General features: G+C 41.8%; 19 protein-coding genes. 4 read left to right on the top strand and 15 right to left on the bottom strand.

What is annotated here, in order from left to right; genetic code table 11:
• Window position 1 precedes the first annotated feature (1 nt).
• The 10 genes from AR328_RS04950 to AR328_RS04905 form a co-directional block, all read right to left on the bottom strand.
• Entirely contained in the window at window positions 2–2,347 is a 2,346-nt protein-coding gene (locus AR328_RS04950; RefSeq protein WP_066291016.1) for a xanthine dehydrogenase family protein molybdopterin-binding subunit, read from the bottom strand.
• Window positions 2,347–2,859, bottom strand: a complete 513-nt coding sequence (locus AR328_RS04945; RefSeq protein WP_066291012.1) for a (2Fe-2S)-binding protein — start codon at window positions 2,857–2,859, stop codon at window positions 2,347–2,349. Before AR328_RS04945 ends, AR328_RS04950 begins: the two co-directional genes overlap by 1 nt.
• A gap of 70 nt (window positions 2,860–2,929) precedes the next feature.
• Entirely contained in the window at window positions 2,930–3,376 is a 447-nt protein-coding gene (locus AR328_RS04940) for a CoxG family protein (protein WP_066291010.1), read from the bottom strand.
• A gap of 130 nt (window positions 3,377–3,506) precedes the next feature.
• Entirely contained in the window at window positions 3,507–4,271 is a 765-nt protein-coding gene (locus tag AR328_RS04935; protein WP_066291004.1) for a LamB/YcsF family protein, read from the bottom strand.
• Between the two features lie 5 nt (window positions 4,272–4,276).
• Window positions 4,277–5,632, bottom strand: coding sequence for an acetyl-CoA carboxylase biotin carboxylase subunit (locus AR328_RS04930; protein WP_066291002.1), 1,356 nt, complete (start codon window positions 5,630–5,632; stop codon window positions 4,277–4,279).
• Between the two features lie 28 nt (window positions 5,633–5,660).
• A complete protein-coding gene (locus AR328_RS04925) occupies window positions 5,661–5,909 on the bottom strand; it encodes an acetyl-CoA carboxylase (protein WP_066290999.1) in 249 nt (82 codons plus the stop codon).
• The gene (locus AR328_RS04920; RefSeq protein ID WP_066290995.1) at window positions 5,902–6,900 is read right to left on the bottom strand and encodes a biotin-dependent carboxyltransferase family protein; all 999 of its coding nucleotides are present in this window, start codon (window positions 6,898–6,900) and stop codon (window positions 5,902–5,904) included. The genes AR328_RS04925 and AR328_RS04920 overlap by 8 nt, the downstream gene beginning before the upstream one ends.
• A complete protein-coding gene (locus tag AR328_RS04915) occupies window positions 6,897–7,766 on the bottom strand; it encodes a 5-oxoprolinase subunit B family protein (protein ID WP_066290993.1) in 870 nt (289 codons plus the stop codon). Before AR328_RS04915 ends, AR328_RS04920 begins: the two co-directional genes overlap by 4 nt.
• Before the next feature lie 258 nt (window positions 7,767–8,024).
• On the bottom strand, window positions 8,025–9,446 hold the full coding sequence (locus AR328_RS04910) for an aldehyde dehydrogenase family protein (RefSeq protein ID WP_066290991.1): 1,422 nt from the start codon (window positions 9,444–9,446) through the stop codon (window positions 8,025–8,027).
• A 67-nt stretch (window positions 9,447–9,513) separates the two neighbouring features.
• Window positions 9,514–10,845, bottom strand: a complete 1,332-nt coding sequence (locus AR328_RS04905; RefSeq protein WP_066290989.1) for an aminotransferase family protein — start codon at window positions 10,843–10,845, stop codon at window positions 9,514–9,516.
• Window positions 10,846–11,439: 594 nt separating this feature from the next.
• Here AR328_RS04905 and AR328_RS04900 point away from each other — a divergent pair.
• Window positions 11,440–12,867, top strand: coding sequence for a dipeptidase (locus tag AR328_RS04900; RefSeq protein ID WP_066290981.1), 1,428 nt, complete (start codon window positions 11,440–11,442; stop codon window positions 12,865–12,867).
• A 132-nt stretch (window positions 12,868–12,999) separates the two neighbouring features.
• Here the strand turns inward: AR328_RS04900 and AR328_RS22495 are convergent, their stop codons facing one another.
• From AR328_RS22495 to AR328_RS04880, 5 genes are all read right to left on the bottom strand, one after another.
• Window positions 13,000–13,173, bottom strand: a complete 174-nt coding sequence (locus AR328_RS22495) for a hypothetical protein (RefSeq protein WP_156422648.1) — start codon at window positions 13,171–13,173, stop codon at window positions 13,000–13,002.
• A complete protein-coding gene (ftsZ, locus tag AR328_RS04895) occupies window positions 13,174–14,316 on the bottom strand; it encodes a cell division protein FtsZ (RefSeq protein WP_066290980.1) in 1,143 nt (380 codons plus the stop codon).
• A 280-nt stretch (window positions 14,317–14,596) separates the two neighbouring features.
• Window positions 14,597–15,556, bottom strand: a complete 960-nt coding sequence (locus AR328_RS04890) for a DUF4097 family beta strand repeat-containing protein (RefSeq protein ID WP_066290978.1) — start codon at window positions 15,554–15,556, stop codon at window positions 14,597–14,599.
• Window positions 15,557–16,156, bottom strand: a complete 600-nt coding sequence (locus AR328_RS04885) for a DUF1700 domain-containing protein (RefSeq protein WP_066290974.1) — start codon at window positions 16,154–16,156, stop codon at window positions 15,557–15,559.
• On the bottom strand, window positions 16,149–16,469 hold the full coding sequence (locus AR328_RS04880; RefSeq protein ID WP_066290971.1) for a PadR family transcriptional regulator: 321 nt from the start codon (window positions 16,467–16,469) through the stop codon (window positions 16,149–16,151). The genes AR328_RS04885 and AR328_RS04880 overlap by 8 nt, the downstream gene beginning before the upstream one ends.
• A 402-nt stretch (window positions 16,470–16,871) precedes the next feature.
• Here AR328_RS04880 and AR328_RS04875 point away from each other — a divergent pair, with 402 nt between their 5' ends.
• The 3 genes from AR328_RS04875 to ureC are packed head-to-tail and all read left to right on the top strand — an operon-like array spanning window position 16,872 to window position 19,222.
• Entirely contained in the window at window positions 16,872–17,174 is a 303-nt protein-coding gene (locus AR328_RS04875) for an urease subunit gamma (protein WP_066290969.1), read from the top strand.
• A gap of 15 nt (window positions 17,175–17,189) precedes the next feature.
• Window positions 17,190–17,513, top strand: coding sequence for an urease subunit beta (gene ureB, locus AR328_RS04870; protein ID WP_066290967.1), 324 nt, complete (start codon window positions 17,190–17,192; stop codon window positions 17,511–17,513).
• Window positions 17,510–19,222, top strand: a complete 1,713-nt coding sequence (gene ureC / locus AR328_RS04865; protein ID WP_066290964.1) for an urease subunit alpha — start codon at window positions 17,510–17,512, stop codon at window positions 19,220–19,222. The genes ureB and ureC overlap by 4 nt, the downstream gene beginning before the upstream one ends.
• The last annotated feature ends 28 nt before the right edge of the window (window positions 19,223–19,250 follow it).

Raw genomic sequence — 19,250 nt, 5'->3', positions numbered from 1 at the left:
ATTACTTGCCCTCACTTTCTGAAATAGCCCGCCATACTTTTTCAGGTGTAAGCGGCATTTCAATATCTTTAATTCCGTATTGCTCAAGCGCATCCATAACCGCGTTCATGATCGCTGGAGTTGATGCAGTCGTCCCTGTTTCTCCAATCCCTTTTGCACCAAGTGGGTTAACTGGGGATAAGGTTTCAGTAAAAGCCGTTTCGATCTTAGGGAAAAAGCGAGCTTTTGGCAGCACATAATCCATAAATGTTCCGGTTAACAGCTGCCCATCTTCGTTATAAACTGCTCCCTCCCAAAGTGCCTGACCGATTCCCTGAGCAATACCGCCATGCACTTGGCCTTCTGCGGTTAATGGGTTGATAACACGCCCAACATCATCAACTGCTATATATCGTTTGATTTCGATTTGTCCAGTTGCCTTATCAATTTCAACAACCGCAATATGTGTGCCAAACGGATACACAAAGTTTTCCGGGTCGAAAAAGGCCTGAGCTTCTAAGGATGGTTCTAATCCTTCCGGCAAATTCCATGCCATATTGGCTGATTTGGCTATTTCTTGGAATGTGCGTACAAAGCCTGGTTGGCCATTCACTGAAAAGATTCCATTTTCAAATGCAATGTCTTCTACAGAAGCTTCAAGCTCATGGGCAGCAATTTTCTTTGCCTTTTCAATAACGCGGTCTGTCGCAAAGGAAACTGCAGCGCCCCCTACGGCTACTGAACGGGATCCATATGTTCCCCACCCCATCGAGATTGACTTTGTATCGCTAAACACGAGTTCAATGTCATCCATTGGAATGCCAAGCTTTTCCGATACGACTTGACCAAAAGTTGTCGCATGTCCTTGACCATGCGGAGAGGTTCCAGAATAGACTGTCACCTTTCCAGATGGATGGACCCGAACGGTTGAGTTTTCCCAAACTCCCCCTTGGAATCCAATTGCACCAGCAACTTTAGATGGTCCAAATCCGCATAATTCCACATATGTGGAGAACCCAATGCCGACAAGTTTTCCTTGCTTGCGCAGTTCCTTCTGTTCTTCCCGGAATTTATTATAATCTAGCATCTCAAGAGCCTTTGCCAGCGGCTTTTCATAATCCCCGCTGTCATACACTAAGCCCTGTGCATTCGTAAAAGGAAACTCTTCTTTCTGGGCAAAATTTTTCCTTCGAAGCTCTATAGGATCCATCCCGATCTCTTTTGCGAATAACTCAATTGCACGCTCAATTTGATAAGTTGATTCCGGCTTACCTGCCCCACGATAGGCGTCAGTTGGTGTTGTATTCGTATAAACGCCAAACGTTTCACATGATGCATGAGGGATTTTATAAGCCCCGGTAATCATAAGTCCAAAATCAATTGTGGAAACACCTGGACCCATTGTCGATAAATATGCGCCGACGTTATGGGTATTTTTCACCCGAATGGCACTTAGCGTTCCATCCCTTTTCCCATATAACTCGACATCAAGGACTTCATCACGTCCATAGTTAGAGGCAGTAAAGTGTTCATTTCTTTCCTCAATCCATTTCACAGGACGGCCTAAATCCCGTGCTGCATAGCCAACAAGTGCTTCATCAGGATAGACGCCGATTTTTCCGCCAAAGCCACCGCCCATATCTGGAGCAATTACCTGTAATTTAGCTTCTGAGATTCCGAGCACTTCGCTTAAAACCATCCGATGAATATGAGGATTTTGGGAGGTGCACCAAAGTGTCAAGTCTCCGCTTCCAGGATTGTACTGGCCAATAGCTGCACGTGTTTCAATCGGACTTGGCGCTACCCGCTGTACATAAAAGCTTTGCTTAATAGATACCTCTGCATTTTCACAAACCTCTTCAGGCACTGCTCCCGCCTTCCAATGGAACGCAATATTGTTTTCAATATCGTCATGAACAAGTGGAGCATTGTCTTGCATCGATTTCTTCTGCCCTACTGCAGGTGCAAGCGTTTCATACTCAACATCGATTAAGTACATGGCATCACGAACCGCATAGCGGCCTTCCGCAATGACTAGTGCAACACCATCTCCCACATAGCGAACTCGATCAATCGCCAGTGGATATTGCGGGGCTTCCTTCAAATCACATCCCGGGACAAGCCATGATGAAGGGATCCGGCCAATTTTGCCTTCTAAATCTTTCCCGGTATAAATCGCTACAACCCCTGGTGCCTTTAATGCTTCCTCCACATTAATGCTTTTGATCATGGCATGAGCATGCGGGCTCCGCAAAATAGCGGCATGCAGCATTCCTGGGAGTACAATGTCATCTGAAAAATTACCATTACCTGTAATCAGCTTAGGATCTTCTTTCCTCTTCAGCCGAGCACCAACAACCTTTGTCATTATGAGCGCTCCTCTCCTACTAATTGAACTTCCGTTTCTCTCATAAGCTGCGCTGCATGTTTGACTGCTTCAACAATAAATTGATAGCCAGTACAGCGGCAAATAACCCCTTCAAGTCCTTCACGAATTTCCTCATCAGTTGGATTTGGATTTTGCTTCAGCAGACCAACCGCTGCAATCATCACCCCAGGTGTACAGTATCCGCATTGCAGCCCATGCTTTTCCCAAAAACTTTGCTGGATTGGATGCAAATTCCCTACTTGCCCTAGGCCTTCTACTGTTGTAATTTCTGATCCGTCTGCTTGAACAGCCAACATTGTACACGATTTCACTACTTCTCCATCCACCATAACCGAACATGCTCCACACTGACTTGTATCACAGCCAATATGAGTACCTGTCAAACCAAGATCATCACGAATATAGTGAACAAGCAGCGTTCGCGGCTCTACATCCGCGCATTTTTCTTTTCCGTTGATTTTCACCTTTACATTTACATTTTCGATTGCCATTCACTGCACCTCCCAATTAGTACCTTTAATTACATTTACCTTGGCTCGCTACAGAAATAATTAAATTACGTTAGACGAGCTGTTTCGCCTCTTTATCTATATCTTTAAAAAATTGACCAATGACGACCTTCGCAACTCCACTCATGACTCTCTGGCCAACCGAAGCGAGAATACCTGTCAATTTCACATCTGCCTTGCATTCAAGTACAGTTCCTTCTTCTGTTTCAATTAAAGCCATTTCAGCATCCGCATCAATTTCACCTGGCTTGCCCTTTCCGGTAACAAGCAGACGGTAAAATTCAGGATCCTTTTGATCAACCTGCCGGACACCCCCTGTAAAAACTCCCTTTACAGGACCAATACTAATGCCTAGCTCAGACTCAAAAACATTGTCCTCTACCTCAACAAATGACTTACATCCTGGTAACGACCTTTTCAACACCTCCTTATCTTGAATGGTTCTCCATAGCACTTCTCTTGGGATACCCTTGAAAGTATATGAATGCTCAATTTTCAAAGCGACCTCTCCTTATAACAGTTTTGACATCTTGTTGTTTATTTCCAAAATTCGAATAATTCCATTTTAAAACTTTGCTAATCACAGCCTTATCCCTTCCTATAAAGGAAGGGAGCGATGGCTCCTATATTTAAATTATTTTCCTAATTGGAACAATCTCCACTCCGCTCATCTTTAAGGCCTCAACTATTGTCTTGGCTAAAATAGGTGCACCTGGTGTATCGCCGTGTATGCAAATGGTTTCAGCTTTGATCGGAGCATCCTTCCCATCATGAGTGATCACCCGTTCTTCTTTCACCATTTGAACAACCCGTTGCGCCATGGCCTCATAATCGGTGATTGCCGTCCCTTTCCTCGTCAAAACAATCGAGCCGCTTTCAGTATGCTCACGATCCGAATAAGCTTCTTTCGCAACTGGAACGCCCATTTTAATTGCTTCCTCAAACAATTCGGACTGATTAAGAGCGAAAATAATCATTTCCGGATCGATATTATGAAGCGTCTCTAAAATGGCACGTGCTAATGCCTTATCCTCCGCCGCTTTCATAAATAAAGCTCCATGCGGCTTACAATGCTGGATATTCACTTTGGCTGAAGCACAGAATTCTCTTAAAGCACCAACCTGGTACATGACATAATCTTTAACTTCTGCTGGCGTACAAGTCATGAATCGGCGGCCAAAGCCCAATAGATCAGGAAATCCGGGATGCGCGCCAATTCCAACTTCGTATTTCTTCGCAAGCTCTACTGTCTTCCTCATTACATGCGGATCACCAGCATGAAAACCACAAGCGATGTTGGCGGAGGTAATGTACTGCATCATTTCTTCATCATTGCCTAATTCATAGAGGCCAAAGCTTTCCCCCATATCACAGTTCAAATCTACTTTAAGCATTTATTTCACCTCTTTTGCAGTTCTGCTTTATGCTCTGCCAGAAATTCAGTCGTATAATTTCCGCTTATAAATTGCTCGTTTTTCATTATCTTTTCGAGGAGCGGCAGATTCGTTTTTACTCCCTGAATATCCATTTCTTCAAGAACTTTTTGCATTTTACAAATTGCGTCATCACGGGATATGCCGTGAACGATAATTTTTCCAATCATCGGATCATAAAAAGGGGTAACCGCACTTCCGTTAATGAAGCCAAAATCATACCTGACATCATCTCCCGGCAGCTCCAAGCTAGAAATAACCCCCGGACTAGGGAAGAACGTTACTGGATCCTCTGCATAAAGCCTGCATTCAATTGCATGGCCTGTTTTTGTAATATCATCCTGGGTAAAAGTCAATCGTTCTTTTGCAGCTATCTTTAGCTGCAGCTCCACTAAATCCAATCCTGTTATTTCTTCCGTTACCGGATGTTCGACCTGCAAGCGGGTATTCATCTCAAGGAAATAGAAATTTTTATTTCCGTCAAAAATAAATTCCATTGTGCCAACATTTGTATAATCGATTTGCTTAACGCCACGAATGGCCGCTTCCAACAGCTCATTTCGAAGGGCTTCATCTAGAAACGGCGAAGGACTTTCCTCGATTACCTTTTGATTTCGCCGTTGGACGGAGCATTCTCTTTCAAATAAATGCATGACGTTTCCGTAGGCATCTGCAACGACTTGCACCTCAATATGGCGAGGTGTTGAAATCCATTTTTCCAGAAAAACAGTGCCATCATTGAAGAATGAATTTGCCTTCTGTTTTGTCGAATCAAACACCTTTTGTAACTCGTCTTCATTATGCACGAGCTGCATCCCGATACCGCCGCCGCCCGCACTTGCTTTTAGCATAAGCGGATAGCCAAGATCATTGGCAATCTGAATAGCTTCCTCTATCGATTCAATGCTTTTATCCGTACCCGGTACAACGCTTACGCCTGCTTTTTGCATTTGAATGCGTGCTTCAAGCTTGCTTCCCATCAGGCGAATCGTTTCTGCGGAAGGACCGATAAAAACAATATTTTCCTCCTCACAGCGCCGAACAAATTCCGGATTTTCCGATAAAAATCCATAGCCCGGATGAATCGCATCCGATTTCGTCTCTTTTGCTACCTGAATAACTTTTTCTACATTAAGATAGCTTTTTTTCGCTTGGGCTGGACCGATGCAAACAGCCTCAGTAGCCTCACTAACATGAGGCGCCTCTGCATCAGCCTCGGAATAGACTGCAACTGTATCGATGCCAAGCTTCTTACAGGTGCGAATAATTCTCCTCGCAATTTCCCCTCTGTTTGCAATCAGCACCTTTTTAAAATAAGCCATCCGCATTTCCCTCCTCTTCAGAAAAATTTTACTGTTCAATGATGACTGCTATTTCCTGGCCTGCATCGAGAAGGTCCTCGTCTTCAACAAAGAATTGCGCTAGAACTCCCTCATTCTCCGCTTTAATTTCGTAAAAGTTTTTCATAACCTCGACAAGGCCGATCACATCGCCCACTTTTACAAGGGCTCCTTCTTTTATATACACATCCTTATCTGGAGCTGGTTTGCGATAGAAAACTCCTGGGATTGGTGTTAGTACTGTTTTTTGTTCAGCCATTTTTTAATCCTCCTACTTGAGCTAATACTTGCTGCTTCATTTGATTGATTTTATTCTGATAATCTTTGCGGATCTCAAGTGCTTCGTGGATATCAACTGCCACAAACCGAACTTTTTCATTGGTCTTGATTTGGGCCATTTTATTTAAATCTGTACTAATAATGGTACAAATCGTCGCGTATCCTCCGCCTGTCACGGCATCGTTTAAGAGAGCGATCGGCTCTACCCCATCAGGCACTTGAATGGATCCAATCGGATAGCCTAAATCAACAACATTCGATGGATTGCTTCCGGCTCCAAATGGCTGTTCCCGTTCAACGAAATTTAGGCGCTCCCCTTTAAATCGATAGCCCACACGGTTTGCTTCCGGTGTTACTGTCCACTCAATTGAGAAAAACCGTTCTTTACTTTCCTCTGTTAATCGATAACTGCATAATCCTAATACAACACGGATTTCATTTTTTTTCGAGAATGTCGGAATGAGTTCATCACTAATACGGGTTCCTGCTGCGATTGCTGTTTCGTGATCACTTCCAATTTTCAATTCATCTCCTGATTGAAGTGCGCGGCCTTCGTACCCTCCAATCCCACACAATGTGTAGGTAGCGCGTGATTCCATGATTAGCGGTACGTCAATTCCGCCAGCAACAGCCAAATATACACGTGCACCTTGTTTAATAAAATCGAATGAAAGCACATCTCCAGCTTTCACTTTCAGCGTTTCCCACATCGGAACAGGTTCTCCATTAATTTTCGGTGGCATCTCGCCACCTGTAATGGCAACGGTTGCATTTTGCTGAAATTCTAATACTGGCCCCATATAGGTGATTTCAAGAACAGCCGCATTTTCCTTATTCCCAACGAGTAAATTGCTCGCAAAGTAAGAGTATTTATCCATGGCCCCTGATGGAGGCATCCCCACTTCATAATGGCCAATTCTGCCGGAATCTTGAACGGTCGTTTGGAGTCCAGGATTGATTACTTTAATCATGCATACAACCTCCTTAACACGGAATCTGAAAATGCTTTCGGATTTTCGAGTACCTCTTGAGGCTTAAACGTAATTTCCTTTGTTAAATAGCGGAAATCCCCACTTTCCACTTGTTTTCGAATATCCTCATATTCCTCCATCGTAATGCTGCGATATCGGAAAACATCTCCCTGTCTAGGGAAAGTCATAGAATCTTTGAAATCATGCAAACGCTGTTCTTTTTCATAAATTGGTGCGGCAGCAGTCCCAAAAAGCTGGTATCCGCCCGCTCCTTGTACTGGGTAGATAACGGCGAAGGCTCCGCCAAATCCGAATGCTCTCTCTGGTGTAAATGTACGAGGGCGAACATATTTCGGCGCTTCGATTTGTTGTTCGCGAGGCACCATTTGATAGCACCATGGCAATCCAGGTACAAACCCGATCATTGAAACGAGATACGGGCTATCAGTAATCGATTTGATAAGTTCCTCTTTCGATTGAAAGCCGTTTGTGCGAGCCACATATTCAAGATCTGTGGCTGTTGGGTCCTGATGTCGGTCCCTGAAACGCATTAACGCCTCATGTGTCCAAGGGTCTTCGAATAAGACCGGAACATCAACAGCACGAGCTGTAATTTCAAAGTTTTCTAATGAAACCGTCTGTTCAAGTTCTTTCAATTTTGCAATTAATTCATCAGGGTGAATGATATCAGGATTAAAACGAATCATATAAGATGCATTGGATGGACAAATATCTAGAATTCCTGAAAGGTTTTCCTCTCTTAATGTCTTTGTAATCGCCATAGCCTGAAAATTCGTTTCCAAGCTCATCGCTTCAGATAATTCCACAAAAATAAACTCATCACCGCCATATTCATAACGGGTCAATGGACTTCACCTCACTGAAAGTATTTATATCTACTAATCTTGCAAATTCCATGCCAAAATAAATTTTATTAATTTTTCAGATTATAGGAGATTGGGTGGGGTTAATCACCTTATAATCTTTCAAAAGTGAAATTTAATTTTTCAATATTGAAAGCGCATCCAGTATTTATTTTTCTGAATCGGTTAATTGGAGTTATCTAAGAAGAACATAAAAAAGGACTGCATCATCTTTTATCAAAAAGATTTGCAGTCCTTTTTCTAATTTCTATTAAAAACGACTAGTTTCTGCTCCGTCATTTCTTCGATTGCATATTTTATACCTTCTCGGCCGACTCCGCTTTCTTTAACCCCGCCATATGGCATATTATCCACTCGGAAAGTTGGGATGTCATTGACCATGACGCCTCCAACATGCAGCTGCTGTGCTGCGGTTAAGGCGGTATGGACATTGTCTGTATAGATTCCAGCTTGAAGCCCATATCGAGAATCATTGACAAGCTCAATCGCCTCATCAACAGATTTCACTTTATTTATCAGTACGATTGGCGCAAATACTTCCTGACAGGATACCTTTAGACAAGGATCAGCATCTAAGAGAACGGTCGGCAATAAAATATTCCCTTCTGCCGTCCCTCCAACAGCCACCTTCGCTCCCTGCTGTTTCGCTTCCTCCAGCCAATCAAGTGTCCGCTGCACATCTTTTGCTGTAATTAAGGCGGAAACATCTGTCGCCGGATCAAGCGGGTCACCGATATTCAGCTGCTTCGTTGCTGCGACAAACTTTTCAACGAAAGCCTCATATAAATCTTCATGAACATAAGCCCGCTGCAATGAGATGCAAACTTGGCCTTGAAAGCCGAATGCACCTGCTACACAACGTGAGATAATTTTATCAATGTCAATCCCTTTATCAATAATGACCGCCGCATTCGAACCTAATTCCAGCGTAACACGCTTTAACCCAGCTTTATTCCGAATTCCAATTCCTACCGCAGGACTTCCAGTGAAAGAAATCTTCTGAACCCGATCATCCTTCACAAGCTTTTCCCCAATGATGGAACCGCTGCCTGTTACAACATTTAAAGCACCTGCAGGCAATCCAGCTTCCTGAAATAATTCAGCAATGAAAAACGCTGATAACGGTGTTTGACCAGCCGGTTTCAAAACAACGGTATTTCCTGAAGCAATAGCTGGCCCAACTTTGTGAGCGACTAAATTCATTGGAAAATTAAAAGGTGTGATCGCGCCAATCACTCCAATTGGTTCACGCACTGTGTAGGCAAGCCTTCCTTCCCCGCCCGGTGCCGCATCAAGCGGAATCGTTTCCCCATGAATTCGCTTCGCTTCTTCAGCCGCAAATTTATAGGTCTGGATGGTGCGGCCTACTTCTGTCCTTGCAGCAGATATTGGCTTGGAAGCCTCAGTGGCAATGATTTCAGCAGCCTCTTCAGCCCTCTTCTCTAATAGAAATACCACTTTTTCTAAAATTTGCGCCCGTTGATGGCTTGGCATAGCCGCCATTATTTTTCTCGCATTATAGGCTGCCTCTAGTCCTGTTTCAACCTCTTCAACCGTTGCTGCTGGAATTTCAGCAATCAACTTTCCGCTATAAGGAGAGCTAAGTGGTACATACTCACTTGCCTCGACCCACTCCCCGTTAATGAATAATTTCTTCTTCATTTAGATCTCTCCTTAATCATTTCTCTTAATCGTTTTATATTCTTCCTTACTCGCCCAAAACCCTCTATTACTTTAAAACCTCCGCTTCAATTGCCGCAATTGCATCATTCAGGATTTCTAGCATTCTTGCCATTTCTTCCTTATTAATGATTAACGGCGGTGAAAATACTACAGTGTCTTGGCCATCAAACACGACAGATCTGCAAATGAGCCCTCGTTTTCCTGCTTCCGTTACAATTCTTGGTGCTACTGGATTAGTAAATTTCTCATTTGTCCCTTTATCATTAACTATTTCGATGCCGCCCATTAATCCAAGACCTTTTACTTTGCCGACAATTTGCCGCTCGCCTTGAATCCATTTAAATCCTTTCAGCATTTCGTCTCCCATGATTTCAGCGTTCTTAATCAGGTTTTCCTCTTCAATGATTTCAATATTTTTCAATGCGACTGCACAAGCCATTGGGTGTCCGCTATACGTATAGCCATGCAATAGGGTACCAGTTGACAACTCAGTAAAGTCTTGGTGGATTTTTTCCGAAATCATTACTCCGCCTAATTGGGCATAGCCACTCGTCACACCTTTTGCAAAGCACATCATATCTGGGACAACCCCATAATGCTCAATCCCAAAGTATTTCCCTGTCCGGCCAAATCCTGTAATCACTTCGTCTGTGATAAATAAAATGCCATATTCATCACAAATACTTCTAACTTCCTTAAAATAGCCTTCCGGTGCAACATGGAGTCCGCCTGCTCCTTGCACTGGCTCTGCAATAAACGCCGCAATTGACTCTGGCCCTTCCGCTTCAATCACATTTCGCAAATCTTGCGTTGAAAAATGATCTGCATAACAGAAATCTGGATCAAATGAATTCGTAAAATCACGGAACGGCTTCAAGCCAGTTGCGTTTGTCGATCCCATAGCAACACCGTGATAGGACTTCGTTCTAGAGATGATCTTTTTTCTATTCGGCTGCCCTTTTAAAATCCAATAATGGCGCGCCAATTTATAAGCAGTATCATTCGCCTCAGAACCTCCGGAAGTAAAGAAGGCGGCATTTAAATCCCCAGGGGCAATCTCGGCCAATTTCGCAGCCAAACGAATAGCGGGCTCATTGCTAAAAGTAGCAAAGCATGAGGAAAACGCCAGCTTGGACATTTGTTCCATCGCCACTTTCCCCAATTCTTCTCTCCCATGCCCTACATTCACATTCCACAGAGAAGACATGCCATCTATGACCGTGTTCCCGGCCATGTCTTTAAGGTAAACCCCTTTCCCTTCTGTAAAAATAAACGATGGACCTTGATCCTGCTGCTGCTTTATAGGGGAGGTCGGATGCAGAAAATGTTTCTTATCTAAGTCCATTAATTCCTGAATGCTATTCATATCTTTTATCATGATTTCATTCCTCCTAGAAAAATATAGTTTCGTTCTTATATAAGTTGTAAATGCAAATTTTATGCCAACTTTTGAGTAATTCCTGCCTCTTAGAAATTATGCGGACATGGAATCCGTTATTTCCATTAAATACATTAATTTAATGGCTAAGCGGACACTGAGTACCTTATCTGCTAAAAACACTAGGAAACCAATGCTTTTTTGCAAAACAACGGAACCTATGTCCGCAAAGATGCGGAATTACCCCCTTTTCGTCCAAATAACGGCCCTGGTGTCCACCAAAGAAGACAACACTAAACAAAAAAGACCAAATCAGTATGCGATTCGGTCTGCCTTTCGAAGGGACTAATCCCTTTGTAACGTTCTTTTTTCTAAAGTGTGATTAAAGGTATATATGAGATCAGGACTATCTAACTGAATATTCAGTAATATTTGAAAATGGAAAAATACGGCTATATAATGATCTAAGTTACACGAATCACTTGCTTTTAAATCATAGGAATTAAGGAGGGATGATCTAAATAGGGAGGGATCTACCAAAAACGATCAATAAAAAGATTCAAAGTTTCCTAACTTATAAGGGGAGGTTTTCTAATGAAAAAAATGTTTGTTTATCTCGCGGCTGCTTTATTAATACTTTCCGGCGGACTTACATATCAACAAAATGAAGTATCCGCAAAAGGTTCAACCGCATTAGATATCCATTTTAACTCAGTAGTCGTAGATAGCCACAATGATACGATGATGAAGGTTGTTGATACAAATACATGGCTGCCAGTGACCGATATCAAAAATAATACTCCATTCCATATTGATATTCCAAAACTTCATAAGGGAGGGCTAAATGTTCCGTTTTTTGCTGCTTATACATCTGGTTACTACGGAAATAATCCCCGCAGCATAAGCCGCACATTAGCTTTAATTAATGCTCTCTATTGGACTGAAGAAAGAAACTCAGATATTTTCAGTATCACCCCTTCCTTAAAGGAAATTGAGAAAGCTATTCACAATGGAAAAATTGCTGCTGTACCAACGATTGAAGGAGCATATTCCTTAGAGGAACATAATGCGATTGGCTTACTTCATCAATATTATGACCTTGGCGTAAGAGCAGTAGGATTTACCTGGAACTATTCAAATGCCTTAGGGGAAGGAGCAAACAGAATATATGGGGATGCGAATAGAACCCCATCTCAAGGCGGATTGACAGAACTGGGTAAAAAAGTGGCAGAAGAAATGAATAAACTCGGAATGATCATTGATGTCTCGCATATGTCTGAAAATACGTTTTGGGATGTTATAAAGGTCTCTAAAGCTCCGATTATTGCGAGCCACTCTGCCGTCCATTCATTAAGAAATCATCAGCGAAATTTAACTGATGACCAGCTGAAGGCATTGGCTAAAAATGGCGGTGTAGTAGGCATTGTTTTTTATCCTGAATTTTTGACGTATGGATATCCAGCTGAACCAAACTATATAAAGGACTATGCAGACCATATTGATTATGCTGTTAAATTGATTGGCATCGATCATGTAGCGCTTGGCTCCGATTTCGATGGAGGACCGCTGCCATCCGATTTAAAGGATTCTTCTGAATTGTATAAGGTAACAGAGGAATTAGTGAAAAGAGGTTACACGAAACAAGATCTTGAGAAATTGTTAGGACAGAATACATTACGTGTGTTAAAGGAAGTAGAAAAGGCAGCTGCACATAATCCTGACAATGTTGGCCAGAAGCTTTCTGTTATCCCAGCATTTAAAATGGGTGAAGTGATTCAAAGCAAAACCCCTCTTTTGAAAGCGACTATCGTACGCGATAAAGGATCAAAATTAGATGAGTCCAGTATCCGTGTGATTGTTGATGGCATTGAACATAAGCCAACTTTTAATAAAGAAAGTTCAACTCTATCCTTCCAGGTGAAAGAACCATTAAAAGAAAATTTCCATGTTGTTACGTTCGAAGTTGCAAATAATGCAGGTAAAATCACCAGAGAAACTAGAATTTTCTATGTTAATCAATAAAGCTTGAGGTTTATTTAAAGAAAAGGTTGGAGAACACGTGCAAATGCATTGTGTTCTTCTTTAATTAAAGAGGCTTGCACAGACCTTTGCAGGTACAATATTAAAGGGCTGAGGGTCAATAGCCTGTATTACTCACAGCCCTTTGGCCACCCACTTACCAACCCTTCCGAAGTAATTACCATTTACAGAAAAAAACACGCTGTTTTCAGCGTGTTCAAGAATGCGTTCACCAACATACCAACCATCTTCAAATCTCAGACAAACTAAAGTGTATGATGATGACACAAAATCCTCAAAATCTCCCAATCACCGGTTTCTCCGATTTCGCAAAAAGGCAGGTATATCAAGAGATTCGATTGACGGTTGCGGTTGTTTTCTATCATTATGAGGGGCTTCGTCACGTTCGCCTCGATGACTGTGGGCTTGTTGTACTTCTAGACGCGAGATCGATATCCCTTCTTTTGAAGAGGGAGATGGTTTTGTTAATGGAGATTCCTTCTCTTTAAATCCAGTAGCAATCACGGTTACTAAAATATGATCCTTCAAATTCTCGTTAATGACAGAACCAAATATCATGTTTAACTCATCGTCTGAAGCAGAAGAGACGATGCTTGCGGCCTCTTGGACTTCAAATAGGCTTAAATCGCTGCCGCCTGTAATGTTCATTAATACACCGCGGGCTCCTGTGATAGATGTTTCGAGTAGAGGACTTTCAATGGCTGCCTTTGCGGCTTCAATGGCTCTATCTTTTCCTTTAGCTAAACCGATTCCCATTAAGGCTGTTCCTTGATTGGACATAATCGTTTTTACATCTGCAAAATCAAGGTTGATCAAACCGGGCAAAGCGATTAAATCGGAAATCCCTTGAACCCCTTGACGAAGGACATTATCTGCTTCACGGAACGCTTCAACCATAGGGGTTTTTCTATCAACGATTTCTAGCAGGCGATCATTAGGAATAATAATTAAGGTGTCTACGGCTTCCTTCATGAATTCTATGCCACTTGCTGCATTGGCCGCACGCTTGCGCCCTTCGAATTTGAATGGTCGCGTGACGACTCCAATCGTCAAGGCGCCAAGCTCACGGGCTATTTTCGCAATAGCAGGCGCTGCACCTGTTCCCGTACCGCCACCCATTCCAGCTGTGACAAAAACCATGTCAGCGCCTTTTAATAATTCTTGGATTTGCTTTTTGCTTTCTTCAACAGCCTTCCTTCCTACCTCAGGGTTTGCCCCCGCTCCTAAGCCTCTTGTCAACTTAGAGCCAATCTGCATCGTGATCTCTGCCCTCGACTGTTTAAGAGCCTGAGCATCTGTATTAACGGCAATAAACTCAACGCCCTTCACACCGTCCTCAATCATACGATTCACGGCGTTGTTTCCCCCGCCGCCAACTCCAATTACCTTAATTTTGGCGTTTTGATCTACATATCCCTCGAATTCTAACATAAACATACCTCCCGATTTCTCTTCTATTATTTTCACACTAAATGTTTCGTATGCTTTATTTTTTTTAGTATTTAAAGAATACTAGATTAGGTTGTTAATTTCTATTGGTAGATAGACATGTTTTACATTCAGCAAGGTATTGAATTTAAAGATTCTAGAGGACATGGCTATATACCTTTTGACTAAAGGCCTAACAAGAATAATAAAAGACCAAATCATATGCGATTTGGTCTGCTAATAAAAATGCTGTTTACAAACTTTCTACATCCAATGATTCCAATTAAAACGTAACTTCCACATCGCCATCATTGGCAGTGATATTTAGTTCGTGACCTGAGTTTACAGTATATGTAGCATGTGTTTCATAGTCATTATTATTGACGGTTATATCCCCAAAGTTATTTTGGATGCTATAGCTTATTTCAAACTCCTTATTTAGGAGGTGCACCTGAACATCTCCAAAGTTGGAATGAATCGTGGAGGCTCCAAGGAGTAAACCATGGATGGCAATTTCTCCGTCATTGCTTTGAATATTCAGTCCTTCGCTGCTAAAGTTTCGGAAAGTGATATCGCCAAATTGATTATTCAAAACAGTCGATGCTGCGTTCAATTTATCAAACTCAGCATCGGCATCGTTCAGCACAATGACTAGTTCTTTTGTAGTCACATTTCTTCCGTTAATATCCCCATACTGATTAACAATTTTAAAATTATTAGCTTGCACGTCATTGAAAATAAGATCCCCATCATTTGAATCAATGTTAATTTTATTACTATTTACTCCTTCTAATCGAACATCGCCAAATTGGTTATTTAAGAGGATTTCTGAGAATATTACTTCTTTTGGAACATAGATTTTGATGGCGTTGTCCGGGATGCTAGTAAAAGTCAAATTTATAAATAACAGTGGGACATTCCGCTTACTTTCTTCTATGACAAGCGTATCATTTTCAACTTTGTGGCTGATTTCTATTTCTTTTTGTCTTTCAATCTTTAATCTATATTCATTTGAAGGAATAATTTCAATATCGACATCATTGAGATTGCTAGTAATCTTTGTAAAAGCAGGTAAAGGCAATTCCTCTATTATTTGATCTTCAAGTCCTAATACTTTAAATCCATCCTTCGTATTAGTAATCCCGAATTTTGCTCCAGCGCTAATGCCAATGATCGCAAGTATGATGCCAATGACAAGCATCCAGCTAGCAGCCATTGTCATTACTTTCATCTTCTTTTTCAATTAAATCGCCTCCTTACGTCTTCTCGCCACTTTATCAAATAACCTCTTCAGCCATTTTGCTAAGGCTAAACTCGTACTTTTGGTAATGGATACTAGCGGCGAGAATAATAGAATGCCAATTCCAGAGGCAATCAACCCCGATCCTACAAAGAAAAGAGAAGTCTGCCAATGCTGCCCAATAACTGAGAGGCCGGCTACTATGCTGACTATTCCGGATAAGGCTAATGCTGCGATCGTTGTAAAGAAGGTAAAAATAAATGCCGCACACACAATTACTACGGAAAAAACTAGAGCAAAAACAGCAATGACCAATGGCAAAGCAATCGGTGAAGCAAGAATCGCTAGAATAATAAACCAAATAGCAGAAATCCCTTTTTTAGCAGATTCAGAATCAGCGTCTAATCCTTTTACTGCATAATCGGCTAATATTTGTGAGGCAACCTGGGCAGACGAACCTAATTTTTCAATTACAAATTGAGTATTTTCTTCTCCTGCTTCATCAAAATATTCACTGTAATAATCTAACGCTGCATTCACTTCTTCATCAGGCAACTTTCTAAGTTTGCGCTGCAATTCCCTTAAATACGAATCTTTATTCACTTTTTAATCCCCCTAGTAAAACCGTATCAATTTTAATTTTATAATCTGTCCAATCCCTAAGCAGTTCTTCATATTTAGCTCGGCCGCTATCTGTAATTCGATAATATCTTCGGTTTCTTCCTTGGAATGGCTGATCATAGGTTGTTAAATACTCACCTTTTTGCAATCTGCGCAGTACAGGGTAAAGTGTTGATTCAGAAATATCCATCACCTCGCGAACCTCCTGGGTCAGCGAATATCCGTAAGCATCCTCTTTCGCTAAGATTGCAAGTACACAGGCATCAAGTAGCGCTGATCCAAGTTGAAATGACATAGCTGCACCTCCAATGATCATATTATATTACGGCTTATATTATATCTCGTATAGTATATATGTTAATGATATTATATGGCGTATAATATGATATGTCAACACACATAAAACAAAACCTTATTGCCTATAAGGAACTTAACCACTCAGCAGAGAGTCCCATTGTCCTAAATATCCAACACTCTGATTTAATCTATCCGTGAATTGGATATACTTTAGTGGGATAAGTCACTTTTTTCCTTAAAAATCGTGTTTTTCATAAATAAAAGTGTTTACCTTCACCTTCAAATTTCTTTATGCTAGAATCCTTCTAGTAGGGAGCATGCCGCGGTTTTTCATGTGGAAAATAATTGAGAAATCAGTCCCTGAAGTTTTAATGATTAAATGATAGAAGGAGGTTATATTATGCATCTATTGCCGCGAGAAATTGACAAGCTCATGATTGTAGTGGCTGCTGACCTTGCAAGACGCCGGAAGGAAAGAGGATTAAAATTAAATCATCCGGAGGCTGTTGCTCTAATTACTTATGAAGTAGTAGAGGGAGCGAGGGATGGGAAGACAGTCGCGGAACTTATGGAGTATGGAGCAACGATTTTGTCAAGAGAAGATGTCATGGATGGAATCCCTGAAATGATTCCTGACATTCAAGTTGAAGCGACATTTCCGGATGGAACGAAATTGGTTACTGTCCATAGTCCAATCAGATAAAAGGAGGTTCGTTACATGCTGCCTGGAGAATACATCTTACAAGAAGAAGATATTATCATTAATGAAGGCAAAGAAGTCATTATTATTCCTGTTACAAATACGGGGGACCGCCCTATTCAAGTAGGCTCACACTTTCATTTTTACGAAGTAAACGAGGCTCTTCAGTTTGAGAGGGAAAAAGCTTATGGAAAAAGATTAAATATCCCTGCAGGAGCTGCTGTGCGTTTTGAGCCTGGAGATGAAAAGGAAATCCATCTTATTGATTTTGCCGGCGAACGCCGCGTTTTCGGTTTCAATAATAAAGTAGATGGCTCATTAGAAAGTGGGGGTAATAGATGAGTTTTAAAATGTCCAGAAAGCAATATGCTGAAATGTTCGGGCCTACAACAGGTGACTCTATCCGTCTAGCAGATACCGGTCTGTTTATTCAAATTGAAAAAGATCATACAACTTATGGAGAAGAAGTTGTTTTTGGCGGCGGGAAAGTGATTCGTGACGGAATGGGGCAGCACCCTCTTGCAACACGCGGAGAAGGTGTGGCAGATACAGTCATCACAAATATCGTTATTTTTGATTACACTGGAATTTATAAGGCGGATCTTGCCATTAAAGATGGAAAGATTTTCGGCATTGGTAAAAGCGGCAATCCGCTTATCATGGATAATGTTGATATTATTATTGGTGCAGCGACTGAAATTATTGCTGGAGAAGGCTTAATTGTGACAGCCGGTGCTATTGATACTCATGTGCATTTTATTAATCCGGAACAAGTGCAAACGGCTTTAACTTCTGGAACGACGACATTAATTGGCGGAGGAACTGGACCTGCAGCCGGATCGCGTGCTACGACTGTTACTCCAGGTGAATGGAATATACACCGTATGCTAGAAGCTGCTGAAGGTCTTCCAATTAACGTTGGCTTTACTGGCAAAGGACATGCTGCATCCATCGAGCCTTTAGCAGAGCAAGTAAAGGCTGGCGTGATCGGACTTAAAGTACACGAAGATTGGGGAGCCACCGGTTCATCCCTAGATTATGCACTAAGGGTTGCAGACGAATATGATATTCAAGTTGCCCTGCATGCAGATACATTGAATGAAAGCGGGTTTATGGAAACGACCATGGCTGCTGTGAAAGATCGTGTTCTGCATATGTATCATACAGAAGGAGCTGGCGGAGGACATGCCCCCGATTTAATCAAATCTGCGGGATACCATAACATCCTGCCCTCATCAACCAACCCGACCCTTCCATATACCGTTAATACAATTGACGAACATCTTGATATGGTCATGGTTTGCCATCACTTAAACCCTTCTGTTCCGGAAGATATCGCGTTTGCCGATTCAAGAATTAGAAGAGAGACCATCGCCGCAGAAGATATTCTTCAAGATATGGGTGTGTTTAGTATGGTCAGCTCCGATGCACAGGCAATGGGCCGAGTAGGTGAAGTCGTTCTGCGCACTTGGCAGGTTGCCGATAAAATGAAAAAGCAAAGAGGCATTATGTCTGGTGACAGTCAGTATGCAGATAATAACCGTGCAAAACGATATATTGCAAAATATACGATTAACCCAGCGATTACGCATGGAATTTCCAACCATGTCGGCTCAATCGAAATCGGGAAAATAGCAGATTTAGTTCTTTGGTCTCCTAAATTTTTCGGAGTAAAGCCTGAAATGGTCCTGAAAAACGGCCTTGCTGTAACAGGTTTGATGGGAGATTCTAATGCGTCTATCCCGACTCCACAGCCATTTATATATAGACCGATGTATGCCCAATTCGGAACTGCCTTATCAAAAAGTTCTATCACCTTCATCTCCCAAGCTGCCTTTGATGATGGTGTTCATGAAAAGCTTGGCCTGAAAAAAATGATTCTCCCTGTGGGTGGAATTCGGACTTTATCTAAAAAAGATATGAAATTAAATTCAGAAACACCAGATATTACGGTCGATCCACAAACATATGAAGTGAAAGTAAATGGTGAGCTGCTAACTTGTGACCCAGTGGATACTGTGCCAATGGGACAGCGATATTTCTTATTCTGAGGTGAAATGATTGATAATTGAAAAGGTT

The sequence above is a fragment of the Bacillus sp. FJAT-29937 genome (genome assembly GCF_001509555.1).
GTDB lineage: Bacteria > Bacillota > Bacilli > Bacillales > Cytobacillaceae > Cytobacillus.
The sequence above is the reverse complement of the archived record's forward strand: the minus strand, read 5'-3'. Positions and strand labels throughout refer to the sequence as shown.

What these genes read in the sequence shown, in the direction of transcription:
- AR328_RS04880 (WP_066290971.1), bottom strand. Translation starts at nt 16,469, where the DNA reads ATGTCATTTCAACTTGGATCAGCGCTACTTGATGCCTGTGTACTTGCA.
- AR328_RS04920 (WP_066290995.1), bottom strand. Translation starts at nt 6,900, where the DNA reads ATGATTAAAGTAATCAATCCTGGACTCCAAACGACCGTTCAAGATTCC.
- AR328_RS04925 (WP_066290999.1), bottom strand. Translation starts at nt 5,909, where the DNA reads ATGGCTGAACAAAAAACAGTACTAACACCAATCCCAGGAGTTTTCTAT.
- AR328_RS04950 (WP_066291016.1), bottom strand. Translation starts at nt 2,347, where the DNA reads ATGACAAAGGTTGTTGGTGCTCGGCTGAAGAGGAAAGAAGATCCTAAG.
- AR328_RS04900 (WP_066290981.1), top strand. Translation starts at nt 11,440, where the DNA reads ATGAAAAAAATGTTTGTTTATCTCGCGGCTGCTTTATTAATACTTTCC.
- ureB (WP_066290967.1), top strand. Translation starts at nt 17,190, where the DNA reads ATGCTGCCTGGAGAATACATCTTACAAGAAGAAGATATTATCATTAAT.
- AR328_RS04910 (WP_066290991.1), bottom strand. Translation starts at nt 9,446, where the DNA reads ATGAAGAAGAAATTATTCATTAACGGGGAGTGGGTCGAGGCAAGTGAG.
- ureC (WP_066290964.1), top strand. Translation starts at nt 17,510, where the DNA reads ATGAGTTTTAAAATGTCCAGAAAGCAATATGCTGAAATGTTCGGGCCT.
- AR328_RS04875 (WP_066290969.1), top strand. Translation starts at nt 16,872, where the DNA reads ATGCATCTATTGCCGCGAGAAATTGACAAGCTCATGATTGTAGTGGCT.
- AR328_RS04935 (WP_066291004.1), bottom strand. Translation starts at nt 4,271, where the DNA reads ATGCTTAAAGTAGATTTGAACTGTGATATGGGGGAAAGCTTTGGCCTC.
- ftsZ (WP_066290980.1), bottom strand. Translation starts at nt 14,316, where the DNA reads ATGTTAGAATTCGAGGGATATGTAGATCAAAACGCCAAAATTAAGGTA.
- AR328_RS04905 (WP_066290989.1), bottom strand. Translation starts at nt 10,845, where the DNA reads ATGATAAAAGATATGAATAGCATTCAGGAATTAATGGACTTAGATAAG.
- AR328_RS04945 (WP_066291012.1), bottom strand. Translation starts at nt 2,859, where the DNA reads ATGGCAATCGAAAATGTAAATGTAAAGGTGAAAATCAACGGAAAAGAA.
- AR328_RS04930 (WP_066291002.1), bottom strand. Translation starts at nt 5,632, where the DNA reads ATGGCTTATTTTAAAAAGGTGCTGATTGCAAACAGAGGGGAAATTGCG.